The 22,947-nt window shown below is 72.0% G+C and carries 23 protein-coding genes; 10 read left to right on the top strand and 13 right to left on the bottom strand.

Features of this window, described 5'->3' with window-relative positions; translation table 11 throughout:
* Positions 1-45: 45 nt before the first annotated feature.
* Positions 46-1,131 carry a YeiH family protein gene (locus tag AC6EUL_RS19495; protein WP_082501491.1) on the bottom strand — a complete coding sequence of 362 codons (1,086 nt, stop codon included), beginning with the start codon at positions 1,129-1,131 and terminating at the stop codon, positions 46-48.
* A gap of 134 nt (positions 1,132-1,265) precedes the next feature.
* Here AC6EUL_RS19495 and AC6EUL_RS19490 point away from each other — a divergent pair, with 134 nt between their 5' ends.
* Positions 1,266-1,508, top strand: a complete 243-nt coding sequence (locus AC6EUL_RS19490) for a hypothetical protein (RefSeq protein ID WP_056214107.1) — start codon at positions 1,266-1,268, stop codon at positions 1,506-1,508.
* Between the two features lie 45 nt (positions 1,509-1,553).
* Here the strand turns inward: AC6EUL_RS19490 and sorB are convergent, their stop codons facing one another.
* From sorB to AC6EUL_RS19450, 8 genes are all read right to left on the bottom strand, one after another.
* On the bottom strand, positions 1,554-1,886 hold the full coding sequence (sorB, locus tag AC6EUL_RS19485) for a SorB family sulfite dehydrogenase c-type cytochrome subunit (protein WP_056214110.1): 333 nt from the start codon (positions 1,884-1,886) through the stop codon (positions 1,554-1,556).
* Positions 1,887-1,897: 11 nt separating this feature from the next.
* Positions 1,898-3,112, bottom strand: a complete 1,215-nt coding sequence (gene sorA, locus AC6EUL_RS19480; RefSeq protein ID WP_499872094.1) for a SorA family sulfite dehydrogenase catalytic subunit — start codon at positions 3,110-3,112, stop codon at positions 1,898-1,900.
* Between the two features lie 38 nt (positions 3,113-3,150).
* Complete coding sequence (locus tag AC6EUL_RS19475) at positions 3,151-3,879, bottom strand: GntR family transcriptional regulator (protein ID WP_056214262.1); 729 nt, start codon at positions 3,877-3,879, stop codon at positions 3,151-3,153.
* Positions 3,880-4,040: 161 nt separating this feature from the next.
* A complete protein-coding gene (locus AC6EUL_RS19470; protein WP_499872091.1) occupies positions 4,041-5,030 on the bottom strand; it encodes an Ldh family oxidoreductase in 990 nt (329 codons plus the stop codon).
* A 6-nt stretch (positions 5,031-5,036) separates the two neighbouring features.
* Positions 5,037-5,978: an NAD(P)-dependent oxidoreductase gene (locus tag AC6EUL_RS19465; protein ID WP_200927255.1), complete on the bottom strand. Its 942-nt coding sequence runs from the start codon at positions 5,976-5,978 to the stop codon at positions 5,037-5,039.
* A gap of 89 nt (positions 5,979-6,067) precedes the next feature.
* Positions 6,068-7,435, bottom strand: coding sequence for a cation:dicarboxylate symporter family transporter (locus tag AC6EUL_RS19460; protein WP_056277870.1), 1,368 nt, complete (start codon positions 7,433-7,435; stop codon positions 6,068-6,070).
* Positions 7,436-7,599: 164 nt separating this feature from the next.
* The gene (locus tag AC6EUL_RS19455; protein ID WP_056277703.1) at positions 7,600-8,880 is read right to left on the bottom strand and encodes a UxaA family hydrolase; all 1,281 of its coding nucleotides are present in this window, start codon (positions 8,878-8,880) and stop codon (positions 7,600-7,602) included.
* A 7-nt stretch (positions 8,881-8,887) separates the two neighbouring features.
* Positions 8,888-9,205, bottom strand: a complete 318-nt coding sequence (locus tag AC6EUL_RS19450) for a UxaA family hydrolase (protein ID WP_056214120.1) — start codon at positions 9,203-9,205, stop codon at positions 8,888-8,890.
* A 278-nt stretch (positions 9,206-9,483) separates the two neighbouring features.
* Between AC6EUL_RS19450 and AC6EUL_RS19445 the strand changes: the two genes are divergently transcribed.
* From AC6EUL_RS19445 to AC6EUL_RS19405, 9 genes are all read left to right on the top strand, one after another.
* Positions 9,484-10,227 (top strand): sulfite exporter TauE/SafE family protein, encoded by a 744-nt coding sequence (locus AC6EUL_RS19445; protein ID WP_056214123.1) that lies wholly within the window; start codon positions 9,484-9,486, stop codon positions 10,225-10,227.
* A gap of 226 nt (positions 10,228-10,453) precedes the next feature.
* Entirely contained in the window at positions 10,454-11,470 is a 1,017-nt protein-coding gene (locus AC6EUL_RS19440) for a 2-keto-3-deoxygluconate permease (protein ID WP_056214127.1), read from the top strand.
* 1 nt (position 11,471) lies between these two features.
* Positions 11,472-12,773, top strand: a complete 1,302-nt coding sequence (locus AC6EUL_RS19435; RefSeq protein WP_499872087.1) for a four-carbon acid sugar kinase family protein — start codon at positions 11,472-11,474, stop codon at positions 12,771-12,773.
* On the top strand, positions 12,770-13,771 hold the full coding sequence (gene pdxA, locus AC6EUL_RS19430; protein WP_056214133.1) for a 4-hydroxythreonine-4-phosphate dehydrogenase PdxA: 1,002 nt from the start codon (positions 12,770-12,772) through the stop codon (positions 13,769-13,771). The genes AC6EUL_RS19435 and pdxA overlap by 4 nt, the downstream gene beginning before the upstream one ends.
* 107 nt (positions 13,772-13,878) lie before the next feature.
* A complete protein-coding gene (locus tag AC6EUL_RS19425) occupies positions 13,879-14,652 on the top strand; it encodes a DeoR/GlpR family DNA-binding transcription regulator (protein ID WP_056214136.1) in 774 nt (257 codons plus the stop codon).
* 193 nt (positions 14,653-14,845) lie between these two features.
* Positions 14,846-15,313 (top strand): hypothetical protein, encoded by a 468-nt coding sequence (locus tag AC6EUL_RS19420; RefSeq protein ID WP_056214274.1) that lies wholly within the window; start codon positions 14,846-14,848, stop codon positions 15,311-15,313.
* Between the two features lie 391 nt (positions 15,314-15,704).
* The gene (gene oxlT, locus AC6EUL_RS19415; RefSeq protein WP_056214277.1) at positions 15,705-16,997 is read left to right on the top strand and encodes an oxalate/formate MFS antiporter; all 1,293 of its coding nucleotides are present in this window, start codon (positions 15,705-15,707) and stop codon (positions 16,995-16,997) included.
* Positions 16,998-17,190: 193 nt separating this feature from the next.
* Complete coding sequence (locus AC6EUL_RS19410) at positions 17,191-17,388, top strand: hypothetical protein (RefSeq protein WP_056214138.1); 198 nt, start codon at positions 17,191-17,193, stop codon at positions 17,386-17,388.
* A gap of 187 nt (positions 17,389-17,575) precedes the next feature.
* On the top strand, positions 17,576-17,743 hold the full coding sequence (locus AC6EUL_RS19405; protein ID WP_156389587.1) for a hypothetical protein: 168 nt from the start codon (positions 17,576-17,578) through the stop codon (positions 17,741-17,743).
* A gap of 81 nt (positions 17,744-17,824) precedes the next feature.
* Here the strand turns inward: AC6EUL_RS19405 and AC6EUL_RS19400 are convergent, their stop codons facing one another.
* The 4 genes from AC6EUL_RS19400 to AC6EUL_RS19385 form a co-directional block, all read right to left on the bottom strand.
* Positions 17,825-18,385 (bottom strand): hypothetical protein, encoded by a 561-nt coding sequence (locus tag AC6EUL_RS19400; protein WP_499872083.1) that lies wholly within the window; start codon positions 18,383-18,385, stop codon positions 17,825-17,827.
* Between the two features lie 146 nt (positions 18,386-18,531).
* Positions 18,532-19,260: a 6-phosphogluconolactonase gene (pgl, locus tag AC6EUL_RS19395; RefSeq protein WP_499872081.1), complete on the bottom strand. Its 729-nt coding sequence runs from the start codon at positions 19,258-19,260 to the stop codon at positions 18,532-18,534.
* Between the two features lie 74 nt (positions 19,261-19,334).
* Positions 19,335-20,309 carry a phosphogluconate dehydrogenase (NAD(+)-dependent, decarboxylating) gene (gene gnd / locus AC6EUL_RS19390; RefSeq protein WP_499872079.1) on the bottom strand — a complete coding sequence of 325 codons (975 nt, stop codon included), beginning with the start codon at positions 20,307-20,309 and terminating at the stop codon, positions 19,335-19,337.
* A gap of 168 nt (positions 20,310-20,477) precedes the next feature.
* Positions 20,478-22,811, bottom strand: a complete 2,334-nt coding sequence (locus AC6EUL_RS19385) for an NADP-dependent malic enzyme (protein WP_056214152.1) — start codon at positions 22,809-22,811, stop codon at positions 20,478-20,480.
* Positions 22,812-22,947 lie beyond the last annotated feature (136 nt).

Below are 22,947 nucleotides of genomic sequence, written 5' to 3'. Positions count from 1 at the left end.
GACGGACGAGCGGCGGCCGGATTCGGGCCGCCGCCGGGGACCCGCTCAGGCGATCCCGAGGGCCCAGATCAGGGACAGGCTGACGACCAGGAGGACGACGAGGGAGCCGGTCACCGCCAGGGTGACCCGGCCGCCCACCCGCGCCAGCACCCGCACGTCGACGCCGAGGCCGAGCGCCGCCATCGACACCACGGTGAGGAGGCCCGCCAGCCGCGTCACCGGCTGGGAGGCCGCGTCCGGGATGAGCCCGGCCGAGCGCAGGGTCGCGAGCGCCAGGAAGCCCAGGATGAACCAGGGCACGATCTTGAAGAAGCCGAGGCGCCCGGGCCGGCCCTTGGCCGACGCGCCCTCCGCCGGCAAGTGCGGCGCGATGAACGAGAAGGCCACAACCACCGGCCCGAGCATCAGGACGCGCACGAGCTTGACCAGGGTGCCGACCTGGGTCGCCAGGATGCCCACCGGCACCGTGGCGGCGAGCACCTGCGGCACCGCATAGACGGTGAGGCCCGCCAGGGTGCCGTACTGGTGCTCGGACAGGCCGGCGAGGGGGATGAACAGAGGCAGGCCCAGCACCATCAGCACGCCGAGCACCGCCGTGAAGGCGATGGCGGCCACCACGTCCTTGCTGTCGGCCCCGATCACCGGCGCCACCGCGGCGATGGCGGAGTTGCCGCAGATCGCGTTGCCGCAGGCCACCAGGATCGCCATGCGGGACGGCAGGCCGAGCACCCGGCAGATGGCGTAGCTGGCCACGATCGCCAGCACCACCGTGGCGACGATGCCCAGGAGGAGGCTCGTGCCGGAGGCGACGATGGCCCCGAGGCTGATCGAGGCGCCGAGCAGGGTGACGGCCAGTTCGAGCACCTGCTTGGCCGAGAAGGCGATGCCGGCCCGGAAGCGCTCGCCCGGGCTCCACAGGGTGCGCAGCGCGATCCCCAGCAGGATCGCGATGACCAGGGCCTCGACGTAGGGGTGGCCCGTGGCGCGCTCCTCCAGGGCCTGGACGGCCAGGGCCGCCGCCGTGACGGCGAGGCAGACGCAGAGGCCGGGCACCAGGGAGGCGATCCGGCCACCGGCGGCCTCCGGCTTGCCCGCTCCGGCGGGGGCCGTCGTGATGCTCTTGGTGCTCATGCTGCCTTTCCGCGAGGCAATCGGAAGGAAATTCTGCCCCGGGCACGGCCGCGAGAACAATGCTCTCCCGTGGCGAAAATCTTCGCAAAACCCATCCATTGATTGGGCAGGGTCGAAGCGCGACATTCACCCCCATGAGCAACCGGTCCGACAACGCAGCGATGGCCTACGATCCCTTCGGCGAGCCCGTCGAGATCGCGTGCCAGGGCGCCCCCACCGCGGGCGACCGTCGGGCGCGCAGCGTCGCCGTGATCGGCTTCTGGCTGGTCGCCGCAACTCTGACGGCGAGCCGCGTCTACCTGGCCGACGAGCCGGTGGCGCAGATGGTCGCGAACGCTCATGCGCAGGTTGCCGCCTTCATCACCGCCATCCTGTAAGGGTCCGGCGCCGCCCGGTGCGGCGTCCGTCATTCGGTCCGACGCCTAGTACGCCGCCGCGAGGTAGTCCGCGATGGCCTTGCCGTCCGCCTCGTCGACCGGGGCGCGATAGACCTTGCGCATCTTCGTCACCTCGCTGGTCCAGAAGGCCGCGCCCTGGCCCGGCGGCTGCATCGCGATGTAGTCCACCCCGTGGCAGCTCTGGCAATGGGCCTCGGCTGACGCGCGGCCGGCCTCGTGGCCGGGGGCCGAGCGCAGCTGCGCGGTCGGCTCCGGCAGGTCGTAGGTCCGGGGCGCGGCGGCGGCCGGCAGGCCGGCCCAAAGTCCGGCCAGGAGGCCGGTGGCGGCCAGCGCCGCCGCGCGGGAACGCACGGTCATCCTGTCTCTCCTCATGCGGCCTGCACCCGGACGGTCTCGACGACGTTGCGCATGTAGCCCGGCGGGTTCCAGCGCGGTTCCATCGGCTGGGTGGCGCCGTCCTGGCCCGTCGCCCGGACCCGGAGGGCATGCGCCCCCGCGGGGAGGTCGACCGACAGGGTCCAGGGCCGGAACGCATAGCGCCCCAGATCGGGGCCGAGGTTCGCCTCCGTCCAGCTTCGCCCGTCATCGGTGGAGACCGCCACCGCCCGGATGCCCGAACCGCCGTCGAAGGCGATGCCGCGCAACGCCGTCCGGCCGGCCGGGATCGCGGCCCCGTCGGCCAGGTTGGTGACGAAGGAGCGGATGGCGAAGCGGTTGATCGGCACGGTGGCCTTGGGGGTCTGGCCGGGCTCGACGCAGGCGCAGGCATTGTCCGGGATGCGGTAGGCCGCGCGCATCCAGAATCCCTCGTAAGGCTTGTCCGTCACCGTGATCGCGTTGAGGTGCTTGACCCAGTAGGTGCCGTAGAAGCCCGGCACCACGAGGCGCAAGGGATAGCCGTTGAGCCAGGGCAGGTCCTCGCCGTTCATGGCCCAGGCCAGCATCACCTCGCCGTCGCGGGCATGGTCGATGGCGAGCGCCTTGGCGAAGTCCGGGGTCTCGGGCAGGACCGGGCCGTCGAGGCCCTCGAAGACGACCTGCACCGCCCCGGCCTTCACGCCCGCCCGGTCGAGCACGGCCTTCAGGGGCACGCCGGTCCAGCGGGCGTTGCCCATGGCGCCGTTGGCGAGCTGCCCGCCGGCGACCCGCGGCGCGACGAAGCCACGCGAATTGCCCGAGCACTGGTTGACCGCGACGATCTCGACGGACGGCATCGCCTTCAGGGCGGCCAGCGACAGCCCGACCGGTCCGTCCACATGCCCCGACACCGTCAGGCGGAAGGCCTCGGGATCGATCGCGGTCGGAATGTCGGCGAGGTGGTAGCGAACGAAGAAGGCGTCGTTCGGCGTGATCACCCCTTCGTCGAACACCGCGAAGGGCGTCTCGAGCTGCGGCGGCCGCGCCGTCATCTGCAGGAGCGGGCGCTTGCCCGGATAGGCCACCAGGGGGCGCTCGCCGTTGCCGAAGGGCAGGGTGACGACCTCGCCGGCCCGGGCCGCCCAGGGCGCCAGGGCGGCGCCGGACGCCGCGAGCAGGCCGGCCCCGGCCTGCCGGAGGAGCGTTCTGCGATCGGTCTCGGTCATCCCGGTCTCTCCCGTCCGGCTGAAGGCGTCCCGCGCGGTCAGCGCAGGACGGAGGCGTAGTGGATGTCCTCGGTGAGGCAGGTCGACAGGCGCCACTCCACCGGCCGGTCCTCGAGATCGACGGCGACCCGGTCGACCTCGAGCACCGGAATCCCCGCCGGCACCCCCAGCAGGGGCGCCTTGTCGGGGGCCAGGGCGATCGCCTTCAGGCGCTCGTGCGCGGTGGCGATCGTGATGCCGAACCGGGTCGCGTAGAGGCTGTAGAGCGTGTTCGGGAGCTCCATCGCGGCCAGGCCGGGGAACAGGCTCGACGGCACGGCGATCGTCTCGACGAGGCAGATCCGTCCGTCGAGGGCGCGCACCCGCTCCAGCCGCACCACGCGCGCGTTGCGCAGGAGGGCGAGCCGGTCGCGCTCGTCGATGGTGGCCGCGGCCTCCGCGATCGCCACGACGCGGCTGGTCGGGGTGCCGGCCACCGCCCCGTCGGGGCGCAGCTTGAAGAAGCGGAAGACGCTCTGCTTGTCGTCGTGCTCGGCCACGAAGGTGCCGCGCCCCTGGCGGCGCACCAGCAGGCTGTCGGCGGTGAGGGCGTCGAGGGCCTTGCGGACCGTGCCCTGGCTGACGCCGAGCTCGGCCGCCAGCACGCCCTCGCTGGGCAGGATCTGGCCCGGCTGCCAAACGGCGTCGGCGAGGCGGCGCAGGAGCGTGTCGTAGACCTGCCGATAGAGCGGCCGGAAACCCACCGCATTCCCACCTGTGCGTTCCATGTCGGTGCGCCGCTGCTCCCCGGGCGTGGGCGGAGGAAAGGAGAGGTTTCCCAGCACGGTGTCCCGTCCCTCGTTAAGGCCGAGCCCCGCTCCGGGCAATCGGTCGATCCGCAGGGCCGGCGGCCGGGGGCGGGTCCCGCTCGGGAGGGCGGCCTTCATCGTCAGAGCGCCTCGATCTCGGCCACGAGGGCGTCCGGGACGGCGAGCCCCTCGGCCTCGGCCCGGGCCCGGAGGGCGAGGCGGCGGGCCCCGGGCAGGCGGGCCCCGTCCTGCGCCTCGATGGAGCCGGCGAGCTCCGCGAACCGGGCCAGCGCCCCGGGGCCGAAGGCATCCGCCGCGAGGGCGATGACGAGCTGCCCGGTGCCCGGCGGATCGCCCTCGGCGTCGAGGAACGAGCTCGCCTCGCCGGCGAAGCGCCCGCCGGTCAGGCCGGCCGCGAGGAGTTCCACCATCAGGGCCAGCGCCGTGCCCTTGGCGTCGCCGAGCGGCACCATGGTGCCCTTCAGGGCCGCGGCCGGGTCGGTGGTCGGCGCGCCCGCGGCATCGAGGGCCCAGCCCTCGGGGATGGCCTCGCCGCGCTGGCGGGCGGCCATGATCGCGCCGCGGGCCACCTTCGACAGGGACAGGTCGACCACGATCGGCGCGCGGCCGGGCAGGGGGCAGGCGAAGGCGAGGGGGTTCGTCCCGAACACCGCCCGGGATCCGCCCCAGGGCGCCATGGCGGCGGGGGTGTTGGCCAGCAGGATCGCCACGAGCCCGGCCTCGGCCAGGGCCTCGACGGGACGGCCGGCCGCGCCGCAATGGTGCGAGCGCCGGATGCCGGCCGCCGCGACGCCCTGCGCACGGACCACGGCCGGGAGTTGCTCCACCACCGCGTCGAGGGCCGGGTAGGCGAAGCCGTGGGCGGCATCGACGGCGAGGAGCCCGGGCCGGGGTCGGCTCACCGCGACCGCGGCGTCGCCCACCACCTTGCCGGCCCGGACCTGGGCCGCATAGGCGGCCACCCGCGAGATCCCGTGGCCCTTCAGCCCGTCGGCCTCGGCGCCCACGAGGGCGCGGGCGACGCTGCGGGCAGCGGGCGCGCGGGTTCCGCAGCGGACCAGGGCCTCGCTGACGAGGGCGTGGGCGGCGGCGAGGCTCAGGGTGGTCATGGCGTTTCAGTCCTCGGAGAGGTGGCGGCGCACGGCCTGGGCCGTGACGCGGGACACGCGCACGTTCGATTCCCGGGTCACCCCGGCGATGTGCGGCGTCAGGATGAGGTTGGGCACGTCGCGGAAGAGGGCGCCCGCGGCGGCCGCGAGGGGTTCCTGCGGGAAGACGTCGAGGGCGGCCCCGCCGAGATGCCCGGCCCGCAAAGCCGCCGCCACGGCCGCGCCGTCGACCACCTCGCCCCGGGCGGCATTGATGAGCACCGCCCCGGCGGGCATCCGGGCGAGGGCGTCCGCATCGATCATCCCCCGGGTCTCGGGCGTCAGCGGCACGTGCAGGGACAGGACGTCGCTTTCGGCGATGAGCCCGGCGAGATCGGCGCGCGCCACCAAACCGCAATCCGGCCGCCAGGCCGGGTCGTCGGCCGGCAGGAAGGGGTCGTGGGCCGAGACCTCCATCCCGAGGGCGAGGGCACGGCGGGCGGTCTCGCGGGCGATGGCGCCGAAGCCGACGAGGCCGAGGCGCTTGCCCGAGATCTCCCGGCCCATCAGGGCATTGCGCGGCCAGGTCCCGGCCGCCACCGCGGCGCTGGCCCCGTAGGCGCCGCGCAGGAGGAGCATGGCGGTGCCGATCACGTACTCGGCCACCGCGACGTCGTTGGCGCCGGTGGCGGGATAGACGGCGACGCCGCGGGCCCGGCAGGCCGCGAGGTCGATGTTGTCGAGGCCGACGCCGAGGCGCCCGACCACCTTCAGGTCGGGGGCGGCGGCCAGGAGGGCCGCGCTCACCTGGGTGCGGTTGCGGACCACGAGGGCGTCCGCATCGGCCAGCGCCGCCCGCAGGTCCTCCGGCCGGTCGACCAGGGCCGGGTCGTACAGGGTCGCGAACCCGCCGAGCTCGGCCGCGATGGCGGCCTCGTCCATGAACTCGGCGATCACGACCTTCGGCACGCGGCCGGTTCGGGATGTCGTCGTCTCTGAGGGCGTCAGGGTGGATGGTGTCACGGCGCTGGGCCTCCGGTTTGCGGGGACGCGGCCCGTCAGGTGGCGGGGATCGCGGCGGGCATCGCCCGGTGGCGGGCCGGGCTCGGGGCGGTGGGGGCGGGCGCCTCCGCCATCGCCTCGTCCGGCTCGTCCAGGCTGTCGAGGTCGGGCTGGATGCGTCCGTCGAGGACGGCGCGGGCATGGGCGAGGTCGATCTTGCCCTCCCAGCGGGCGATCACCAGGGTCGCCACCATGTTGCCGATGGCGTTGGTGATGCAGCGCAGCTCGTTGAGGATGCGGTCGACGCCGATGATCAGCGCGATGCCGGCGACGGGGAGGAGCTGGGACGCCTGCAGGGTGGCGGCGAGCACGAACAGGATGGCCCCGGCGACCCCGGCCACCCCCTTCGAGGTCACCAGCGCGATGGCGAGGATCCCGAGCTCCTGCTCCCAGGTGAGCGGGATGTTGAGCGCCTGGGCGATGAAGCCGATCGCCATGGTGAGGTAGATGCACGAGCCGTCCATGTTGAAGGACAGGCCCGCCGGCATCACCAGGCCGGTGACGCCCTTCTCGACGGAGAGTCCGCCGAGCTTGGCCATCAGGCGCGGCAGGACCGATTCCGTGCTGGTCGTGCCGAGCAGGATGAACATCTCCTCGCGGACGTAGAGGAACAGCTTCCACAGGCTCAGGCCTACGTAGAACCGCATCACGCCGCCGAGGAACAGCACGATGAACACGAAGAAGGTCAGGTAGAGGGACAGGATCAGCATCCCGTACTGGGCCAGGATGCCGAGGCCGAACTTGCCGATGGTGAAGGCCATGGCCCCGAACGCCCCGATGGGGGCGAAGCGCATGATGATGCCCACGACCTTCATCAGGATCTCGCCGAAGGCGTGGATGACCCGGAGGGGGAACTGCCCCTTTGGCCCCATGGCGGCGAGGCCCATCCCCACCAGCACGGAGAAGAACATCACCTGCAGCAGGTCGCCCTTGGCGAAGGCGTCGACAGCGCTGTGCGGGATGATGTTGGCGATGATCTCCATCACGCTCTGGGCGTGGGCCTTGCCGGCGATCGTGGCGACGCTCTGGGCGTCCAGGCTCTCCACCGTGGCGTTGATGCCGTCGCCCGGCCGCAGCAGGTTGACGAAGAGGAGGCCGGCGCCGAGGGCCACGGTGGTCGAGACCTCGAAGTACACGAGGGTTTTCAGGCCCATGCGGCCGACGCTCTTCATGTCGCCCACATGGGCGATGCCGACCACCACCGTGCAGAAGATCACCGGCCCGACGACCATCTTGATCAGGTTGATGAACATGTCGCCGAGGATCTTCAGGCCGACGGCGAAGCCGGGGGCCAGCACGCCCACGACGATGCCGAGGGCGATGCCGATCAGGACCTGGCCGTAGATCGATCGCAAGAATTTCATTGGCGCGAACCGCATCGGCATTCCTCCCACGCGCGCTTCGAACGGGATGCGCCGCTGCGCGGTCTTCATCCCTTCGCGAAAAAACTCCGCCTTCGCGAAAACCCCGATGGCGTCGGGGCGGGACGCCGCGTTCCAGGCCGGAACGCGGCGGGAGAGGCCGCCGGTCAGGCGCTCCGGTACAGCTTCGTCATCACGAACTCGCGGTGGCCGAGGGATTCGGCGGCCGTGAGCCGTCCGTTCGCGGTCCGCACCACCATGTCGATCAGGGCGTCGCCGGCCTGCGGGATGGTCATCTCCCGGGTGAGCACGCCCGAGACGTCGACGTCGATGTGCTCGCCCATGGTGCGCACCGTGCGTGGGTTGCCGGTGATCTTGATCACCGGGACGATCGGGTTGCCGATGACGTTGCCCTGGCCGGTGGGGAAGGTGTGGACCACGTAGCCCGCCGCCGCCATCAGGGTCACGCACTCGGCCGCCGCCGAGGAGGTGTCCATGTAGTACAGGCCCGGTCCCCGGGCGGGGGACTCGGCCGGCTGCAGCGCGTCGATGTAGCGGCAGTCGTGGCCGATCTTCTCGAGGTTGCCGAGCGCCTTCTCCTCGATGGTGCTCAGGCCGCCGAGGATGTTGCCCTTGGTCGGCTGGGAATCCGAGAGGTCGTCGGTCTTGTGGGCCTCGATGACGTCGTCCTGGTAGGACTTCCACATGGCGAACCACTTGTCGCCGATCTCCGGCGTGGCGGCGCGCTCGCGGCAGAGGTGCTCGGCGCCGGTGATCTCCGAGGTCTCGCCGAACACGCCGTAGATCCCCTGCGGGATCAGCTTGTCGTAGAGGTTGCCCACGGTGGGGCAGGAGGACAGGCCGGTGGTGGTGTCGGACTCGCCGCACTTCGTCGAGATCCAGAGGTCCGAGATCGGGCATTCCTCGCGGGGCAGCTCGGTCGCCCACTGCACGAAGCGCTTGGCCTGGTAGCTCGCCTTGGCGATGGTGGCGATGTCGCCGTGCCCCTCGATGCCGAAGCCGACCACGGGCTTGCCGGTCTTGGCGATGCCCTCGACGATCCGGTTGGTCCACTGGTCCTCGATGCCGATCACCACCACGGCGGCGACGTTCGGGTTGGAGCCGATGCCGATCAGGGTGCGGAAATGGAGCTCGAGATCCTCGCCGAACTGCAGGCGGCCATAGGCGTGGGGCAGGGCCATCGTGCCCTTGACGAGGTTGGCGACCGCCTCGCAGGAGGCGTTCGAGAGATCGTCCAGGGGCAGGAGGACGACGTGGTTGCGCACGCCGACGCGGCCGTTCTCGCGGCGCCAGCCCATGAAGGTGGCGGCCGCGATGTCCGCCGAGGGGCGGGCGGCGCCGAGGGCGCCGGTGGCGAACTGGTCGGGGGCTCCGCCGACGAAGGGGGAGGTGGTCTCGGGGGCGTTCATGATGGTCTCTCCGGGCATCGCGACCTCACCAGCGCTTCGTCTTGAGGTTCTGGACATGGACGTGTTCGCCCTTGGCGACGTCCTGGACGATCTTGCCGATGTCCTGGCCGTACTTGATGGCCGTATCGCCGGCCTTCAGGTCGGTGAGCGCCACCTTGTGGCCGATCGGGATGTCGTGGCGGACATGCACCGCGAAGGTCGAATCGTCCTCGGTGATGACGCCGAACGCATCGGTGTCGGCACGCAGGCCCTCGATGACCGCGACGGCGACGTTGTCCAGCGGGCTGTGGGCGAGAAGGTGCGGCTTCGTCCGCCCCTCGCCCGATCCGGCGTGGCTGTTCATTCCGAGATCCTCCTGGGTGAAGCCGTCGGCTCTTTGCGGCGACTGAGTCTTATATAAGACATGAGATTTTCCGACGTCAATCCGCGAGGCGAATCTGTCTCGACCGGGGATCCGGGCGGGGGGAACGAACTCCAGCGTATCGCCTCAGCCTCCGGAGCGCGCCGTCCAGGCAGGCACCAGCTTGATCCCGCGGTAATCTTATATAAGACATAAGTACTCGCGTCGTGCGGTCCGGCCGTCACGCACCCCGACGATTTCCCGGCAGACCGAGACGCAGCGTGAGCGAGACCCTCCAGATCGTCCTGTGCCTGAGCTGCGCCGGCCTCATCTCCGGCCTGACGGGCTTCGCCTTCGCCCTGGTGGCCTCCGGCACCCTGCTGTCGATCCGGGCGCCCGTCGAGGCGACGGCCCTGGTGCTGACCTGCAGCATCCTCTCGCAGGCCCTGTCGGTGATGCGGCTGCGGACCCTGCCGCCGCGGGCGACGGCCCTGGCGATGATCGGCCCCGGCCTCCTCGGGGCGCCGATCGGCATCTACCTCCTGAACGATCTCAACCCCGCTCTGATCAAGGTGCTGATCGGGGTCTTCCTGATCCTCTACAGCGCCGGCGTGGCGCTGCTGCGCAGCGACTTCCGGGTGTCGTTCGGCAATGCCTGGAGCGACGGCGCCGTGGGCTTCCTCGGCGGCATCCTCGGCGGCATCGCCGGGCTGTCGGGCGCGCTTCCCACCGCCTGGAGCCTGGTGCGCGGCTGGGACCCGCGCATGCAGCGGGCGGTCTACCAGAGCTTCACCCTGGTCCTGCAGGTCTGGTCCCTGGCGATCCTGGCCGTGCTCAACCCGTTCCCGCCCGAGCTCCTGGGCGACCTCGCCCTCGGCCTCCCCATCGTCCTCGTCAGCGTGCTGGCCGGACTGTCGCTGTTCGCGCAGATCGACCAGCGCCGGTTCCGCGCCCTCGTCCTGGCGCTGCTCGCCGCCATCGGCGTCACCACCACCGCCCTGGCGCTCCCCGGCCTGCTGTCCTGAGGCGCGCCCCCGACGGCGGAGATGGCGGGCCGCGAAGCGATTCGGCCTCGACGGGATGCGCCGCCAGGGCGCCCGCTCAAGATTGCGCGTATCACGCAAAATTGTTGACGTCATGCGCGTTATGCGCAGAATGAGCGAATCGTTGCGGTCGATTTCCGGTCGCGTGCGACGAAAAAAATCGTCAAAAGCGAAAAAATTGCGCGAAACGCGCACGGAGGAGACGCGCATGCAGATTCCGATCAAGCGGGCCATCGAGGCGGTGCCCGGCGGCATGATGGTGGTGCCGCTCCTGGCCGGCGCCCTGATCGCCACCTTCTTTCCCGGCACCCCGAAGTTGTTCGGCTCGTTCACGGGCGCGCTCTTCTCCGGCGCCCTGACGATCCTGGCGGTCTTCTACGTCTGCATGGGCGCCAGCATCGACTTCCGCGCGACGCCCTACATCATGAAGAAGGGCGGCACCCTGCTGGTCGTGAAGGTCGGCATCGCCATCCTGCTGGGGCTGGTCTTCGGGCAGGTCCTCGGCGAGGCGCCCGTCGCGGCCGGCATGTTCGCGGGCCTCTCCACCCTGGCGGTGGTCGCCGCCATGAACGACACCAACGGGGGCCTCTACATGGCCCTGATGGGCCAGTACGGCCGCCCCCGCGACGTCGGGGCCTACACGGTGATGTCCCTGGAGAGCGGGCCGTTCCTCACCATGGTGACCCTCGGCGTCGCCGGACTCTCGGCCTTTCCCTGGCAGACCCTGGTGGGCGCGATCCTGCCGCTCCTCGTCGGCATGATCATCGGCAACCTCGACCGGGAGATGCGCGCCTTCCTCAGCCGGGCGATCCCCGTGATGATCCCGTTCTTCGCCTTCGCCCTGGGGGCCGGCCTCGACCTGACCAAGGTCTGGCAGGCCGGCCTGCTCGGCCTCGCCATGGGCGTCGCCGTGGTGGTGGTCACCGGCATCCCGCTGTTCTTCGCCGACCGGCTCACGGGGGGGACCGGCGTCGCCGGGATCGCGGCGGCCTCGACGGCGGGCAACGCCGCCGCCGTGCCGGCGATCGTCGCCTCGGCCAACCCGGCCTATGCCGAGGCCGCCGGACCGGCGACGATCCTGGTGGCGGCCTGCGTCGTCGTGACGGCGATCCTGGTGCCGATCGCCACCGCCTGGGCGTCCCGGCGCTTCGGCGGCGGCGAGGCCGAGGCCGAGACCGGGAGCCCGGAGGTCGCGGCCCCCGCGCAGCCCGTCGCCGGCCGCTGACATGACCGCCGCCGATTCGGCCCGCCGCTGGCTCATCCTCGCCGACGACCTGACGGGGGCGGCCGACTGCGCCATCGCCTTCGGGCGGCGCGGCCTCGACGCGGCGGTGACCTGGGGGGAGGCCGCGGGCATCGCCGACCGGGACCTCGCGGTGCTGGCCTACGACGCCGACAGCCGCGGCCTGTCCGGGGACGCGGCGGCGGCGCGGCACGCCGCCCTGCTGGCGCGCTGGTTCGCGCCGGACCGGGTCCTGTTCAAGAAGATCGATTCGACCCTCCGGGGCCAGCCCGCCGCCGAGACCGCCGCCACCCTGGCGGTCCTGGCGGCCCGGACCGGGTCCGCCTTCGGGATCTGCGCCCCGGCCTTCCCGGCCACCGGCCGGACCACCCTGGAGGGCCGGGTCCGGGTCGACGGCCGCCCCCTGGAGGCGGCGGAGGTCTGGCGGCGCGACCACACCTACGCGAGCGCCGACCTCCGGGCCATCCTCGCCGGCGCGGGGATCCGCAGCGAGACGGTGTCGCTCGCTACCGTGCGCGGGACCGGCCGCGGCGGCGACTTGGCCGCCGACTTGGTCGCCGACTTGGCCGCGGAGCTGGCCCGAATCGCCGCGACGGGGCCGGCCGTCGCGGTCTGCGATGCCGAGACCGAGGCCGACCTCGACCGGATCGCGGCGGCGGGCCTGTCCCTGGCGCCGGCCCCGTTCTTCATCGGCAGCGCGGGCCTCGCCCATGCGCTCGCCGCCCTCCCGGCGGCACCGGCGATGCAGCCCCCGTCCCACGCGCCGAGCCGCTTCGGCAGCCTGATCGTGGTCGGCTCGCTGGCCGCCGCCAGCCGCGCGGCCGCCCGCCGGCTTGCCGGACGGGACGGCGTCACCCACCTGCCCGTGGACCCGGGGACGCTGCTCGTCGACGGCCCGGCCCGGGCCGCCTTCGCCGACCGCGTCGCCGCCATCCTCGAGGCCGGGGGCGACGCCCTGGTGGAGATCACCACCGCGGGCGAGCCCGACATGGCCCTCGGACCGCGCCTGGCCCGGGGCCTCGCCGAAGCCCTCGACCCGGTGGCCTGCCGGATCGGTGCCGTGGCGGCCACCGGCGGCGAGACCGCCGCGGCGCTGCTGGCGCGCTTCGGCGTCGACGGCATCCGCCTCGTCGACGAGATCGAGCCGGGGGTCTCCCTCGGCCTGACCCTGGGGCGCCTCGCCGTGCCGGTCGCCACCAAGGCCGGCGCTTTCGGCGACGCCGACTCCCTCATCCGCATTCGCGAGCGCCTGCGCGCCGCCCGACTCGAAGGACGCTTCTCATGACCCGCCCCACGCTCGCGATCACCATGGGCGACCCCGCCGGCATCGGGCCGGAGATCATCATGAAGGCTCTGGGGCATGCCGACGTCCAGGCGACGTGCCGGCCCCTGGTCATCGGCGACGCCGAGCGCCTGCGGCAGGCCGGCCGGATCGTCGGCTCCGGCCTGACGGTCGATGCCCTGTCGGCGGCCGGGGAGGCGGATTTCGACGGCGGCGCTGTGCAGTGCCTCGACCTCAAGGTCGTGCCCGCCGACCTGCCGTTCGGGCAGGTCTCGCCGGTCGCCGGGGAGGCGGCCTACCGCTACATCGAGAAGGCCGTGGCGGTGGTCCAGGCCGGGCAGGCCCAGGGCATCTGCACGGCGCCCCTGTCCAAGGAGGCGCTCCACGCCGCCGGCCACAGGTTCCCCGGCCACACCGAGCTCCTCGCCCACCTCACCGGCACGCCGGAGGTCTCGATGATGCTGGTCTCGCCCAAGCTGCGGGTGATCCACGTCACCACCCATATCGGCCTCATCGACGCCATCGCGAAGATCGAGCCCGGCCTCGTCGAGCGCGTCATCGCCCGCGGCCACGCCGTCCTGGTGAAGGCGGGCCTCGCCGATCCGAAGATCGGCGTCTGCGCCATCAATCCCCATGCGGGCGAGAACGGCCTGTTCGGGCGGGGCGAGGAGGCGGAGAAGATCGCCCCGGCCATCGCGGCCTGCCGGGCGAAGGGCTGGGACGTGCGCGGACCGCTGCCCGCCGACACGCTGTTCTTCCTCGCCGGGCGCGGCGACTACGACATGGTGGTGGCCATGTACCACGATCAGGGCCACGGCCCGATCAAGGTCCTGGGACTCGAGGCGGGGGTGAACATCACCGTGGGCCTGCCGGTGATCCGCACCTCCGTCGACCACGGCACGGCCTTCGACATCGCCGGCACGGGGATCGCGGACGAGCGCAGCCTGATCGAGGCCCTGCGCCAGGCCGTCGACCTCGCGCCGAAATCGATCGCCGCCTGAGACCGCGTGGGTCCTGTCGCGTCGCCGCCGATCCGGGCGAAACGCCCTGGCCAGCGGCCGCGACCTCGGCCATGACGAGGGATCGAAGCCGGGAGAGCCACGAACCCATGTCGATGCGCAGCCAGGAGCGTCGGGCGTTGCTGCTGGAGGCGCTGAGCGTCGGCGAGATCGACGTCGACGACGTGGCGGCCCGCCTGAAGGTCTCCGCCTCCACGGTCCGCCGCGACCTCCAGCACCTCTCCGCCACCCGGGCCGTGCGCCGGACCTATGGCGGGGCGATCCTGACGCGCCACCCGCCCGAGACCACCCTGACCGAGCGGCTCGCCGTGAACGGCGCGGAGAAGCGGGCGATCGCCCGCGCCGCCCTCGACCTCGTGGCGGACGGGGACACGCTGATCCTCGACGCCGGCTCGACGGTGGCGGCCTTCGGCCAGCTCCTGGCCAAGCGGCGACTGCGGATCATCACCAACAACCTCGCGCTGCTGCCCTTCCTGGCCGAGGCGCCGGACCTCGACCTCGTCGTCCTCGGGGGCGCGCTCCGGGCCACCAGCATGAGCACCGTCGGCCCCCTCGCCATCGAGGCCCTGCGCCTGATGACGGCGGACCGGGCGATCGTCAGCGCCGACGGCGTCGTGGCCGGGCGCGGCCTGTGCGAGGCGAGCCTCGACCAGGTCGCCCTCAAGTCCCTCATGATGCGCCAGGCGCGCGAGGTGATCGTGCTGGCCAATGCGGGCAAGCTCGGCCGGGCCGAGCAGACCGCCTGGGCGCCGCTTCCGCGCGACTGGACCCTGGTGACGGATTCGCCGGAGCCGCGCGAGGAGCTGCGGCGCCTGGCCGAGGCCGGCGCCCGGATCCACGTGGCGCCCGACCGGGACGGCTGATCCGGGCTCCGCTCGATCGAAGCGGTGCCCGGATCGGCAAGCCAGCGCGGCGCGTGCGCGAAGCCCACATCCGCCATCCCGAAGGGATCCGCCGGATTGGGTAGTAGGCGCGCGCCGGCTACCGCCGCGCCGTCCGTCCGGGCTAGGATCGGTCGATCCTGAGCCGGGGGCCGGACGCGTGACGCGACGCCTGATGAAGTTCCTCCACACGATGGGGTCGACCGGCCTTCTGGGCGCGATGGCGGCCCTCGTCGTCATGCTCGGCGCGGCGCCGCCGCCGAGCGCCCTCGACGGCTACGCCGCGGCACGGGCCGCCATGGGGGCGGTCGCCACCTGGATCGTCCTGCCGAGCCTGGCGCTGACCCTGGTCTCCGGGCTGCTGGCCATGACCCTGAACCGCGGCTTCCTCAACGCGGGCTGGGCCTGGCTGAAGCTCGCCACCGGGGTGCTGATGTTCGAGGGCGTGCTCGTCTACGTGCAGGGGCCGATGCGCCAGGAGGCGGAGCAGAGCGCCCTGGCGCTGGCGGGACGGGTCGATCCCGCCACCCTGGCGGCCAGCCTCGGGCCGGAGCGCGGGACGCTCTGGGTGTTGCTGGCGGTGGCCACGGCGAACGTCGTCCTGGGCATCTGGCGGCCGCGGCTCCTGCGCCTGCCCCGCTAGGGATCCGCGGCCGGACCGCGCGGCCTCCAGCCTCTTTCGAAGGCTTTCCCGGGAAAAGCCGCCGTCACGACAGGCACAGGACAGCATTGTGCCCCGCCGCCAGCGATGATCCGCCGGCCAGCCGCGTCCTAATCAGGAACGGATTCCGCACAACCTCGGTCAGAGGCGATAAACGCGCCCAGCGGCCCGTTTAATCCCGAAAAATCCCGCCCCGTCGTAGCATTATTCTGCTTGCACCGATCCGTGGCATACCAAATAATGCAGGTGTGCTGCCCGACAAATGAACCATAGGATTCGCCTCAGGCGTGCGGGCCGCAATCGAGCATTCCAATCGGGATCTTCAACACAACGCATCCCGTCCCAAGCAGAACGAGGAAACGAGCTCATGGCGATGACTGCTGCCGCGCCCCCCGCAACGAAACCATCCGTCAATCGATGGTTGCAACTGATTCTCGGCGTGGCCTGCATGGTCGCCGCTGCCAATATACAATATGCCTGGACACTCTTCGTCCCCGAGATCCAGAAGACCTTCGGCTGGGATCGCGCGGCGATCCAGGTCGCGTTCACGATCTTCGTCGTGGTCCAGACCTGGCTGACTCCGATCGAGGGCTACTTCATCGACAAGTACGGCCCGAGCCGCGTGGTGATGTTCGGCGGCCTGATGACGGGCCTGGCCTGGGTCATCAACTCCTACGCCACCTCGCTCACCGGCTTCTATGCCGGCTCGGTGGCGGGCGGCATCGGCGTCGGCTGCGTCTACGCCACCTGCATCAACAACGCCCTGAAGTGGTTCCCGGACAAGCGCGGCCTCGCGGTCGGCCTGACGGCGGGCGGCTACGGCGCGGGCTCGGCCCTGACGATCATCCCGATCGCCAACATGATTTCGCAGGGCAGCTACGCCCAGGCCTTCTTCATCTTCGGGCTGATCCAGGGCGGCATCATCATGCTGGCGGCCATCGGCCTGCGCGCACCGTCCAAGGGCGAGGTCACCTTCTCCACCAAGGTGCTGCAGACCCGGCGCGACTACACCCTGCGCGAGGCCCTGCGCACGCCGGTGTTCTGGGTGATGCTGCTGATGTTCACCTGCACGGTCACGGGCGGCCTGATGGCGGTGGCCCAGCTCGGCGTCATCGCGCAGGATCTCGGCGTCAAGGAATTCCAGGTCAACCTGTACTTCTTCGCCATGGCCGCGCTGCCCTTCGCGCTGATGCTCGACCGGATCATGAACGGCATCTCGCGTCCGCTCTTCGGCTACGTCTCCGACCGGATCGGGCGCGAGAAGACGATGTTCATCGCCTTCACCATGGAGGGGATCGGCATCGTCGCGCTGGGCTACTTCGGCACCAACCCGTGGGCCTTCGTCATCCTCTCGGGCATCGTGTTCCTGGCCTGGGGCGAGGTCTACTCCCTGTTCAGCGCCACCGCCGCCGACACCTTCGGCTCCAAGCACATCGGCAAGATCTACGGCGTGCTCTATTGCGCCAAGGGCTTCGCCGCGCTGTTCGTGCCGGTGGGCAACCTGCTGATGCAGGCGACCGGGACCTGGGCGACGGTGCTCTACACCGTGGCGGTGATGGACCTCGTCGCGGCCTTCCTCGCCATCGCCGTGCTGCGGCCGATGCTGAAGCGCCACCACGCCGCGCAAGGCGTGGCCCAGCCGGCCGGCGCCCTGGCGCACGCCTGACCCGCCCGCGCCCCGGCCCCCGGGCCGGGGCATCCCCGGGCGTCCCGCCGCGCCCGGCCCGACGCGACGTCCCCCTCTCGAGCCGGGCCCGGAGCCCGGCTCGAAGCCGTCCGCCCCCGGGCGATCCCGAGCGGTGTCGGGCGGGCCCCCACCGGGCAACATTCCGGGCAAGGTTTCGAGCAAAGGTTCCGCGATGGTCCTCTCCGTCCTCCTCGCCCTGGTGAGCATTCCCTTCGCGATCGTCGTGCTGCAGACGGCGGACTTCAATCGCGACGTGTTCGCCGTGCTGTACGTCTCCTCCCTCGGCCTCGTCCTGTCGGCCATCCTGCTGGTCGGCGGCTACTACCTGCTGCCGCTGCCGCCGATCGTCCCCGAGCCGCTGCACCGATGATCGCGGGATCGGGGCCGCGGAAGCGACCGACCTCGTCCGAGCGATCGTCCCGACCTTCGCGGCCCCACCGTCGCTTGCCGGCCGTCGAGGCCGGCCCCGGTTGCATGACCGCCTTGCGGTATGTGGCATACCAAACCCCGTTGTGCGGTGCGACAATCCTCCGTCGCACCGCAACCGGGATACTTCGATGCTCTCTCTGTTCGTTCTCGGCCTGGCCGCCGTCGCCATCGGCCCGATGCTGGCCTTGCTGGTGGACGAGGAGGCCTCCGGACCGGCGGCCGCCGACACGGGCTCCGCCGGCATGTTCGTCGCGCTCAACGACAACGCCCTGTCGACGGCCCGGCGCGCGGCCTGATCGAGGCCTGTCCCCGACGTTTCGACCCGCCCGACGCCCGTCGCGGCGGGTCTTGTCATGCGCCGGCCTGGGCGGACGGCGTCAGGGCGTTCTGGGAGGCTTGGCCGCGGCGGCGCGGGCCGGCCGCACCGGCCTGGCTTCCGGCGCCGTCGGATCCTCGATCGTGAGGGCCCCGCTCGGGTCGTCGAGCACCGGGATCCGGTCGAGGCTGAGGGCCGAGCGCGCCCCTTCCCCACGCCCCGAGGTCGGCGGCGGGGCGGCGGGGCCCGGGCCGCGCGCGTCGCGGCTCGACCCGGCGTCGACCCCGGCTCCCGCCGTCGCGGCCGGCCCCCTGGCGGGCGCGAGAGGGGGCGCGGGCTCGGCCACGGCCCGGGCGACCGGCTCGGCGGCCCAGACCCGGGCGGCGGCGGGCGCCTCGTCCATGGCCGGGGAGGGCGCCTTCACGGTGAGAACCAGCAGGATGGGCAGGCCGAGGCCGGCCACCAGGGCGAGGCCCGCGATGGCGCCTGAGCGCATGCCGCGCAGGATCGGATGCGGCGCGGCCTCGGAGATCGAGCGCAGCGGTCCGATGCGGTGCCGGGCGGTGCGGCGCCACCGCCGGGGACGGGCGGGGCGGCGGGACAGGCCTGCGGAAGACTCCACGCCCAAGACTCCCCGCCCATGACACAGCGTTGCGAAACCGGGCCAGTCCGGCAATTCGAAAGTGTTCGCCTACCGATACCGACAAATCAACATCTTTTGTCAGTGAAGCGTCGGCCGGGACCGCCGCATCTCTGATGTCGCGCAGATCAGGCGCCTGCCGCCTCCTGGTCGATCAGCCAGACCAGGCGGCCAACACTGCGCAGGTGCCGGACGGGCAGGTCCTCGCCGCGGGCGAGTCGGCGCAGGGGTTCCTGCTTCCCCGCTCCTGTCACGAGGACCAGGGTCTCCCGGGCCGAGGCGAGGGCCGGGAAGGTGAGGGTGATGCGCGGCACGAAGGGGGCGAGCCCCGCCTCCGGCACCGGCGCCGTCCAGGCCTGCCGCTCGGCCAGGGCCGGCTTGGCCGGAAACAGCGAGGCCGTGTGCCCGTCCTCGCCGAGGCCGAGGAGGACGAGGTCGAACAGGGGCCGGGCGGGATCGAGGACGGCGGCGCCGTAGAACGCCCGCAGGGTCTCGGCATAGGCGCGCGCCCCGGACTCCGGGGTTCCGCCCGTGTCCATCCCGTGCAGGTGGCCCTCCGGGATCGGCGCGTCGCCGAAGGCCTCGCGCGCCATGCGGACATTGCTCGCCGCATCCGTCCACGGCACCATCCGGTCGTCGCCGAAGAACCAGTGCAGGCGTTCCCAGGGCAGCTGCGCCCGGTAGTCCGGGCCGCTCAGCCGGGCGTAGAGGCGCTTGGGCGTGGAGCCGCCGGAGAGGCAGACCGCGATGGTCGGACGCGGCGCCGAGCCGCACAGGGCCACGAGGCGGGCGGCGGCGGCCTCCGCCACCGCGTCGGCATCGGGCAGGATCTCGGCGGCCTCGGGCAGGGGGATCATCGGCGCGGAACCTCGATGGGGGCGGGACGGGTCCGGGGGGCGGCCCCCCGGACGCGCGGGCGACCGCCGCGGGGTTATTTCGGCTCCTGGTGGCCGCCGAAACCCTTGCGCATGGCCGAGAGCAGCTTGTCGGCGTAGCTCGCCTCCTCGCGGGAGCGGAAGCGCGCGTAGAGGGCGGCCGAGAGCACGTTGGCCGGCACGGATTCCTCGATGGCGGCGTTCAGGGTCCAGCGGCCCTCGCCGGAATCGGCGACGAAGCCGGAGAAGTCCTCCAGGTGCTCGTCCCGGGCCAGGGCCCCGGCGGTGAGGTCGAGGAGCCAGGACGAGACGACGCTGCCGCGGCGCCAGACCTCGGCGATGTCGCCGATGTTCAGCCGGAAGCGCTGGGCCTCGGGCAGGTCCTCGGAATCGGCGTGCCGGAGGATGTCGAAGCCCTCGGCATAGGCCTGCATCAGGCCGTACTCGATGCCGTTGTGGACCATCTTGACGAAGTGGCCGGCCCCGCTCGGACCCGCATGGATGTAGCCGGCCTCCGCGCGGGGATCGCGGCCCTCGCGCCCCGGGGTCTTCGGGATGGTGCCGAGGCCGGGCGCCAGGGTCCGGAAGACCGGGTCGAGGCGCTCCAGGGCGGCCGTGTCGCCGCCGATCATCATGCAGTAGCCGCGCTCCAGGCCCCAGACGCCGCCGGAGGTGCCGACGTCGACGTAGTGGATGCCAGCGCCCTTCAGCGTGGCGGCGCGGCGGATGTCGTCCTTGTAGAAGGAATTGCCGCCGTCGATGATGACGTCGTCCGGGGCCATCAGGCCCCCGAGACTCGTCACCGTGGCCTCGGTGATGGCGCCCGCCGGGAGCATCACCCAGGCGGCCCGGGGCACGGAGAGCCTGGCGACGAAGTCCTCGAGGCTGTCCGCCCCCGTGGCGCCCTCCGCCACCAGGGCGGCGACCGCCTCCGGGTTCTGGTCGAAGACCACCGCCTGGTGCCCGTCCCGCAGGAGCCGGCGGACGATGTTGCCGCCCATCCGGCCGAGGCCGATCATGCCGAGTTGCATCCCGTGTCTCCCGTGCCCGCGACGGCGCGCCGGATTCGCGCCCGGCCGTCGCACGCTCCCTCGTGCGAAGGGCTAGCGCATTTGGCCTGCCAGGGCGAGGCGGCGGACCGGCCGCCGCCCCTGCGTCCGGCGCGCGGGTCTCGCCCTTGCCGGACGCCGTCGCCGCCCTCAGGCGGAGGTCGGCCCGACGCCGGGCTCGGCCAGCACCGGGCTGGCGCCGACCTCGGCCGCCTGCGCCTCGACCACGGCGGCGGCCGTGACGTTGACGATGCCGCGGGCGGTCACCGAGGGCGACAGGATGTGGGCGGGCTTGGCCGGGCCGATGAGCAGGGGCCCGACGGGCAGGGCGTCGGCCAGCACCTTGGCGAACTGGAAGGCGATGTTGGCCGCATCCAGGTTCGGCAGGATCAGCACGTTGGCCGCGCCCTTCAGGCGCGAGGCCGGCATCACCCGGTCGCGGATCAGCTCCGACAGGGCGGAATCGGCCTGCATCTCCCCGTCGACCTCGAGGTCGGAGCGACGCTCGCGGATCAGGCCCAGGGCGGTGCGCATCTTCACCGCCGAACGCGAATCCGACTGGCCGAAATCCGAGTGGCTCAGCAGCGCGATCTTCGGGGTCAGGCCGAAGCGGCTGACATGCTCGGCGCAGGCCACGGCGACGTCGGCGATCTCCTCCGCGCTGGGATCCGGCCGCACATGGGTGTCGGCGAGGAAGTAGGCGCCCTCCTTGGTGACGATCAGGCTCATGGCGGCGAAATCGAGCACGCCGGGCGCGAGGCCGATCACGTCGCGGATCACCCGCAGGCGGGTCTCGAAGCGGCCCTCGAGGCCGCAGATCAGCGCGTCCGCCTCGCCGCGGCGCACCGCGATGGCGCCGATCACCGTGTTGTTGGTGCGCACCAGGGTGCGGGCGGCGTCGGGCGTGATGCCGCGCCGGCCGGCGGCCTCCAGGTAGGTGGCTACGTAGTCGCGGTAGCGCGGATCGTCCTCGGGATCGATGAGGTCGAAATCGACGCCCTGCTTCAGGGAGAGGCCGAAGCGCTTGATCCGGGTCTCGATCACCCGGGGCCGGCCGACGAGGATCGGCCGCGCGACCTTGTCCTCGCAGATCGCCTGGGCGGCGCGCAGCACGCGCTCGTCCTCGCCCTCGGTGTAGATGACCCGCTTGGGGTTCTCCTTCGCCTTGGAGAAGATCGGCTTCATGATGAAGCCCGAGCGGTGGACGAAGCGGTCGAGGCTGTCGGTATAGGCCTGGATGTTCTCGAGCGGCCGCCCGGCGACGCCCGAATCCATCGCGGCCTGGGCCACGGCCGGGGCGATGCGCAGGATCAGGCGGGGGTCGAACGGGCTCGGGATCAGCGAGCGCGGGCCGAAGGGCCGGGCCTCGCCGCCATAGGCGCGGGCGACCACGTCGGAGGGCGTCTCGCGGGCGAGCGCGGCGATCGCCTTCACGGCGGCCTGCTTCATCTCCTCGTTGATCGAGGTGGCGCCGACGTCGAGGGCGCCCCGAAAGATGTAGGGGAAGCACAGGACGTTGTTGACCTGGTTGGGGAAGTCCGAGCGCCCGGTGCAGATCATCGCGTCGGGGCGCTTCTCCTGCGCCAGGTCCGGCATGATCTCGGGGTAGGGGTTGGCCAGCGCCATGATCAGCGGCTTGTCGGCCATCGTTTCCAGGTATTCGGGCTTCAGGACGCCGCCGGCCGAGAGGCCGATGAACACGTCGGCGCCGGGGATCACCTCGGCCAGGGTCCGGGCCTGCGTCTCCTGGGCGTAGACGTCCTTCCAGCGGTCCATCAGCTCGGGCCGGCCCTTGTAGACCACGCCCTTGATGTCGGTGACGGTGATGTTCTCGACGCGGGCGCCCAGCGACACCAGCAGGTTGAGGCAGGCGAGCGCCGCCGCACCCGCGCCCGAGGTGACGATGCGGACGTCGGAGAGCTGCTTGCCGGCGAGCTCCAGGCCGTTGAGGACGGCGGCCGCCACGATGATCGCGGTGCCGTGCTGGTCGTCGTGGAAGACCGGGATGTTCATCCGGGCCCGGCACTGCTCCTCGACCTCGAAGCACTCCGGCGCCTTGATGTCCTCGAGGTTGATGCCGCCGAAGGTCGGCTCCAGGGCGCAGACCACGTCGACGAGCTTGGCCACGTCGTGCTGGGCGACCTCGATGTCGAACACGTCGATGCCGGCGAACTTCTTGAACAGGACGGCCTTGCCCTCCATCACGGGCTTCGAGGCGAGCGGCCCGATGTCGCCGAGGCCGAGCACGGCCGTGCCGTTGGTGAGCACCGCGACGAGGTTCTGCCGGATGGTGAGGGTGGCGGCCTCCTGCGGATCCTCGTGGATCGCCATGCAGGCGGCGGCGACGCCGGGCGAGTAGGCCAGCGCCAGGTCGCGCTGGTTGCCCAGCGGCTTGGTCGCCTGGATCTCCAGTTTCCCGGGCCGCGGCAGTCGGTGATAGACGAGCGCTCCCGACTTGAGATCGTCGGACATATTGTCGCCCATGGTCGTCCTCCTGAGGATTGCGCGCTGCCCCGGCGTCGGAGCGCGTCTCCCATCATCGGCGGGATCTTCGCTGGGGGCTCCTGTTGCACCGGCTGCCGGATGGGCGCAACCCGCGCGCGGAGACCCCGAATCGACC

It is taken from the genome of Methylobacterium sp. 001424705, from assembly GCF_059816145.1.
Note: the sequence above shows the minus strand (reverse complement) of the source record. Positions and strands in the feature narration are given on the sequence as shown.